This is a genomic window from Herbiconiux daphne (assembly GCF_024979295.1).
GTDB classification, from domain to species: Bacteria; Actinomycetota; Actinomycetes; order Actinomycetales; family Microbacteriaceae; genus Herbiconiux; species Herbiconiux daphnes.
Window position 1 is genome coordinate 1 of the sequence record NZ_JANLCJ010000021.1, and the last position, 5,732, is coordinate 5,732.

The window sequence follows — 5,732 nt, forward strand, 5'->3', positions numbered from 1 at the left end:
AACTGTCAGTGCGTGAGGGTTTGCCCCCAATAACGCACAACTCCACGTCCCGAGCATGACGAAAAAAGGCTCACTAATACCATTCTCACACCCTACGCGGAAGAATAGGCCAAACAAAGCCGATGTGACCTGTACGCGGAGAAAGGCGACAGCCATCATTCAGCTTTTGGCGTAGGGCGATGTCAGGTACTCGATTTCGTAGAGTGAGACGCTGTAGAGCCAGATTCTTTCCCGATCTGGTTAGGTGGTCACGCTGCCTGTTTATTCCCGCTTTGAGAGGTTGCCCGTTGCTGGTGGTATGGCTTCGCAGTTGGATAGTTTGTAGAGCGGATGTTGCGCATACACCCCGCCGCTGATAGGCTTACCACTGAACCCGCCAAAGTTCAGGTAAATACCCACCAGCACCAGCAGGTGATGAAGTTACCAGAGAGAAGCCCACACTGTAAAAGGTCGTGGGCTTTTTTCGTTTCTGAGCCAGGCAAAATTCACGCCTAACCTATACCTGTAATGGCGCTGTATAACCGTTAGATTCTGGTTTCTTTAACTGGGGATGATTTGCGTAAGTCGTTGATTTCTACGGAGATTAAGCGTAGAAAAAGGCGTTTCATTCGAGCAATAAGCGATACAGCACCAGTTATTTCCAGTTAAAAAACTGTTCAGCCAGCCGATCCCCAGCCCACAAAAAAATTTTCTGGAGCTGGGTTTCCGTGTGCTTTACCCACAAAGCCACCCCCTGCTTTTGCCACGGAGAAAGGCGAGAAGCCGTTAGATTTTCAGAGCAAAACTGCCTGTGTGTAAATGGTGGCGCTGAAAGAGAGACGCAAAAAAAGGGGATGCCACCCACCCCCACCGGGGTCTATTTCAGAGGTGACTTACTGCCACCGATGGCGACAGCCACCAGGACAATCTAACCCAGAAAAAGGGGCAATCTAACCCAGAGCAAAGGTCTGGCAGTGGCTTGCAGCCACCGGCAGCCTATTGGGAGTTGAGGGCAATCTATTGGGGAGCAGCGGCTGTATTTGCCCTGTATTTTACAGGTTATTCAGACGCCAAAGGCGTTACAGAACATCAATGTTCAGACATAGTTTTCAATGGCGTTTCCGGGGTATGCGAGGCATACGCAAAAAGGCGAGAGCGAAAAGGGGGAAGTGGGTGCGCCTATGGCGGGGGAGTTGATTTGCGCTAATGGCTAACGGTAACTCCTTACCTCGACAGAAATCGACAGTTTGCGATATTTGCCGATGCTGACTGTTCGTTGATGGCATTCATTTACGATCTACTCCTGCGCTATTGCGCTAAAGGAAACTCCTTACCTCGACGTTAATCGACGTTCGTCGATGCGTATTCAAAAAGCACACTGTAATGAGCACACCTGAACAATGAGTTATGCGTATTCAAAAGACTGCTTTACACACCAGATGAACACACCTATACTGAATACAGACAAATGAATACAGGAGCGGGAACGATGGCAAACGTTGGTTACATCCGGGTTAGTTCGGTGCAGCAGCATACAGACCGGCAGTTAGTTGGCGTGGCACTGGATAAAGTATTTACTGAGAAGTTGAGCGGGAAGGATATGAACAGGCCGGAGCTGAAAGCAATGCTCGATTACGTGCGTGAGGGTGACGTGATTCACGTTCACGAACTGAGCCGGTTAGGTCGTTCAACAGTGGACGTGCTGAGCATCATAGACACGGTGAAAGAGAAGGGCGCAAGCATACAGTTTCACAAGGAAGGGCTGACGGTTGGAGCCGAGCAGACAGCGATGGGTGAAATGATGATTACCGTGATGGCCGCAGTTGCCACGGCAGAACGCAAGATGCTGTTAGAGCGACAGGCAGAAGGTTATGCGGCAGCGAAAGCAGCCGGACGCATTGCGAAGCGTGGACACGGTAAAGCAGTCGATAGAGCAGCGATTATTGCTGACCTGATGGCAACAAAGAGCATTCGCCAGACGGCAAAAGACAACAACGTTGGAGTGAGCACTGTTCAACGCATCAAGGCAGAGCTGGAGCAGGGCGTTTAACGCTACTGCGCTACAGGAAACTCCTTACCCCACCTTACAAGCCACCAGCAAAACCGCCGTTAATTCACCCTGGACGGCGGCATAACCTACCCTGTTATAGAGCAAACTATTTTCCCTTACAAAACAACAGCTTACGACTTTTTCAGACTTCTTTGTCAACATTTTCAGACATTTTTGCATATATACATAGTGAGCTGTAGATCTTTCAGACAGTTTTCCGGTATAAGGCATTCAGAAACAACGATTTAGGAGGATGAAACATGGAAGTTGAGAAACTGAGATTGACGCTGAACAAGGCGTTAAGAGCGGCCCAGCAATACCACGGCAAGCCGTGCAAGGTTTGCGGCGAGACGTTGCGTTACCGCAGCAACAAGCGTTGCGTTTTGTGCAAGCATGAGATGGACGCAGCAGCATACCAGCAGCGGAAAGCACGGCAGCAGGTGGAGCACCGGCACGAAGTGGAGGCGGCGTAATGTTGAAGCAGAGCAAGGATGATGGCTACCCAATCACGGATAAAGAGCTGGCGCACGCTGAGAGACTTCACCGAGCAGTGAGCAAAGACCAGCACCCACGGCTTAACCCGTTCGACAAGGGGCGTATTCATGCAGCAACGTTAATGCTGGCGCTGATTCAGCATAGACCGTATGAGAAAGCAGAAGATACGGTGTCGCATTACCTGAGCTGGCTTTCCCACTGGAGCCACAAAGACAGAGCAGCACCAGCAAAGGCTAAATGATTTTGGCTAATGGAAACTCCTTACCTCGCTGATTACGGGGTGAGGATATTTGACTAACGAGAGGGTATGTAATGACCAAAGAAGAACTGATTTTGAGACTGGAAGAACGGCAGACGCCGTATGTGATTTTAGAGCCGTGCGAGAAGTGCCAGGGTGAAGTGTATTACGCCCGGAAGGGTCGCAGGCACAACGGTTGTGTTCAGTGCCGGTTTTACGCTGATGATGCTACAGCTAATGGAAACTCCTTACCTCAAGAGGCGAGCGAGATTGACGGGAACGGGGTGCGGATTTACAACGGCAGAGCGTGCCGAGTATGCGGAGAAAATACCAGGATTGGCGAGAACGCTTACCACGCGAAGAAAGGCAGTTGCCGCAGTTGTGCGATCCACCAGCAGCAGGAGCGGGAGCAGGGCAAGCAGTTAAAAAGGCTGAGCAGTGCCGTTAATGAGCAGGCGCACAAGTTTGTTGTGGACAGCATTCACCGCAGCGGCTGTATTGAGGTTGCGCCCCGTTCGCTGATTGAGTGGTTAGAGCTGAAAGATTTAGTGATGCGTTGCCGTGCGATGAACGAGAAAGAGCGAGCACTGGAAACAGGTATTCGCTGGGAGCTATGCCACCAATACCCGGCCCACCCGGACGGCACACCATACCGAGGAAAGGCAACGGTGGATAACCTCGTTATTGCCACCTTTGAGGAAAACCGTGCTAACGGTAACTCCTTACCGGAGAGCTGGACGCTGAAACAGGTTGTGACGGTGGGCGATGTTCGGTTGATTGCCAGCAGCCACGAAGCCGCCAAAGCGTGGAAGGCAGATAAAGAACGCTGGTCGAAAATGACCGAAGCAGAAAAGGCAGAATGGACGGCAGAGCAGCAGCGAGCCGAGCAGAAGCACCGGCAGTTAGTGCGAGAGATTACGCGAGGATATGCCGAGAGCTTACCGCTGATTGAACAGCTTGACGTTATGACGCTGGAGAGCTTGCTTGATGCCGCAGAGATGAACCTAAGCCGCTTGAATGCGAAGATGCGGAGACAGTTAGAGGTTGCGATCCAGACCGGGACAGGCAGGCGCAACTATGCCACTGTAAAAGAGCAGCGGGTGAGCCTGGACGCTTTTCACGGTGCGCACGCTCGATGCTGGATTGTTCAGCAGACGTTGCGACAGGTTGCCGATGCAGAGCTGATTTTGAGGGAGCAGGGTTTAACAGACGAACAGGCCGAGCAGCTTGCCACTGTAAAAAGGGCCGCTGTGCTTTGGGCGCTTGATGTTAATCACAACCCCCGGCAGTTGGTTATGGGCTTCACGCACCCACTGATGAACGTGTTAGGTGATGTCTGGACGTGGGGAACGAAACAGGACGAGCACGGCAGGCAGTGGATTTGTGTTTGGTCGCCAGCTACGTTACAGAGCATCGCTGACCAGATGACGCCGTTTGATGGTGAAGCCGAACAGCCGGAGCACGTTAATCGTGCGCTAACGGAAACTCCTGAGCCTGTGCTGGTGGTTGATGCTGGCACAACGTGGCGATCTACCTTTGACGATTACGTGTATGAGCAGGAGCAGAAAAAGCGAGCCAGGGCAAAAGCAGCAGCAGAAGCAGAGGCCGCAGCAGAGGCCGAGAGACAGCGCCAGAACGCTTTACGGGAGAAGATGAGCAATCGCCTTGCCTCGTTGCTTGAGAGCGTTAGAAGTGGCTTTGATGGGCTGTATGGCTTCGCTGATGATGCCTTTGCCGGTGAGGTGCGAACCGAGGCTGAGACGCTGATAAATGATGTGCTGATTCGGGCAGGTGAGCAGGAGGCCGAGCTGGTGGAGTTGAGCCAGCAGGATTACAGAACCGCTGATGATTACGAGCGAGCGTTAAACAGTTGGCAGGGCCAGAACGATTACGAGATGCGGATAATGCGGAAGCCGGGAGCAGTGTTTCACGATCTGCTTAACCCGTTTTGATTTGTCCAGGTGGGCGAGTGATTACCGTTCACCAGTAAATGCCAGCAGATTTACAGAGATTGCCCTTTGGTCAGGGCATACCCAGCGGCCTAATCAACCGCAGCACCTGAGCATGTGTTAAAACTGCTTCCCGCTATTTGGCTACTGTAAACTCCTTACCCCAGCTACCAATCACAAATCTACGATGTTTCGGAAAATCTGCCCTGCGACAATAACCCAAAGAAAGCCGATGTGACCTGTACGCTGAGAAAAGAGCGAGCAAGGCGAGCATCGTCTGTTGGCGTTTAGGGCTGTGTCAGGTGCATCGTGTCGTGATGCGAGTCGCTGTAGAGCCAGCATCTTTCCCGTGCTGGTTAGGTGGTCACGTTGCCTGTTTGTCCCGCTTTCAAAGGTCGCCCGTTGCTGGTGGATATTCTTCGCAGTTGGATAGTTGTTTTCGTGGAAGTTGCGCATACTTCCCACGGCTGATAGGCTTAACCTGTTCCCGCCAAAGAACGAGGTAAACCCACCAGCACCAGCAGGTGAGAACTTACCAGAGAGAGGCCCGCACTGTAAAAGGTGTCGGGCTTTTTTCGTTTCTGAGCCAGGCAAAATCCACGCCTAACCTATACCTGTAATGCCGCTGTATAACCGATAGTTTCCAGTGAATTACAGCGGAGTATGTTCAGCGTAAGTCGTTGATTTCTACGGAGATTAAGCGTGAATAAGCGTGTTTCAACCGGAGATTAAGCGATACAGCACCAGTTATTTTCAGTTAAAAAAACTATACAGCCAGCCGATCCCCAGCCCACAAAAAAATTTTCTGGAGCTGGGTTTCCGAGTGCTTTACCCACAAAGCCACCCCCCTGATTTTGCCACGGAGAAAAGGCGAAAGGCCGTTAGATTTTCAGAGCAAAACTGCCTGTGTGTAAATGATGGCGCTGAAAGAGAGACGCAAAAAAGGGGATGCCACCCACCCCACCGGGGTCTATTTCAGAGGTGACTTACTGCCACCGATGGCGACAGCCACCAGGACAAT

4 protein-coding genes are annotated in these 5,732 nt (G+C 51.7%); all 4 read left to right on the top strand.

The window, feature by feature from the left end; all coding sequences use genetic code 11:
* Window positions 1-1,468 precede the first annotated feature (1,468 nt).
* The 4 genes from N1032_RS21885 (at window position 1,469) to N1032_RS21900 (ending at window position 4,714) form a co-directional block, all read left to right on the top strand.
* Window positions 1,469-2,029 carry a recombinase family protein gene (locus N1032_RS21885; RefSeq protein ID WP_259542301.1) on the top strand — a complete coding sequence of 187 codons (561 nt, stop codon included), beginning with the start codon at window positions 1,469-1,471 and terminating at the stop codon, window positions 2,027-2,029.
* Window positions 2,030-2,289: 260 nt separating this feature from the next.
* Complete coding sequence (locus tag N1032_RS21890) at window positions 2,290-2,502, top strand: hypothetical protein (RefSeq protein ID WP_259542302.1); 213 nt, start codon at window positions 2,290-2,292, stop codon at window positions 2,500-2,502.
* The gene (locus tag N1032_RS21895) at window positions 2,502-2,765 is read left to right on the top strand and encodes a hypothetical protein (protein WP_259542304.1); all 264 of its coding nucleotides are present in this window, start codon (window positions 2,502-2,504) and stop codon (window positions 2,763-2,765) included. The genes N1032_RS21890 and N1032_RS21895 overlap by 1 nt, the downstream gene beginning before the upstream one ends.
* Before the next feature lie 71 nt (window positions 2,766-2,836).
* The gene (locus N1032_RS21900; RefSeq protein WP_259542306.1) at window positions 2,837-4,714 is read left to right on the top strand and encodes a hypothetical protein; all 1,878 of its coding nucleotides are present in this window, start codon (window positions 2,837-2,839) and stop codon (window positions 4,712-4,714) included.
* Window positions 4,715-5,732 lie beyond the last annotated feature (1,018 nt).

Coding starts and splice junctions, on each gene's coding strand:
- N1032_RS21885 (WP_259542301.1), top strand. CDS start 1,469: ATGGCAAACGTTGGTTACATCCGGGTTAGTTCGGTGCAGCAGCATACA.
- N1032_RS21895 (WP_259542304.1), top strand. CDS start 2,502: ATGTTGAAGCAGAGCAAGGATGATGGCTACCCAATCACGGATAAAGAG.
- N1032_RS21890 (WP_259542302.1), top strand. CDS start 2,290: ATGGAAGTTGAGAAACTGAGATTGACGCTGAACAAGGCGTTAAGAGCG.
- N1032_RS21900 (WP_259542306.1), top strand. CDS start 2,837: ATGACCAAAGAAGAACTGATTTTGAGACTGGAAGAACGGCAGACGCCG.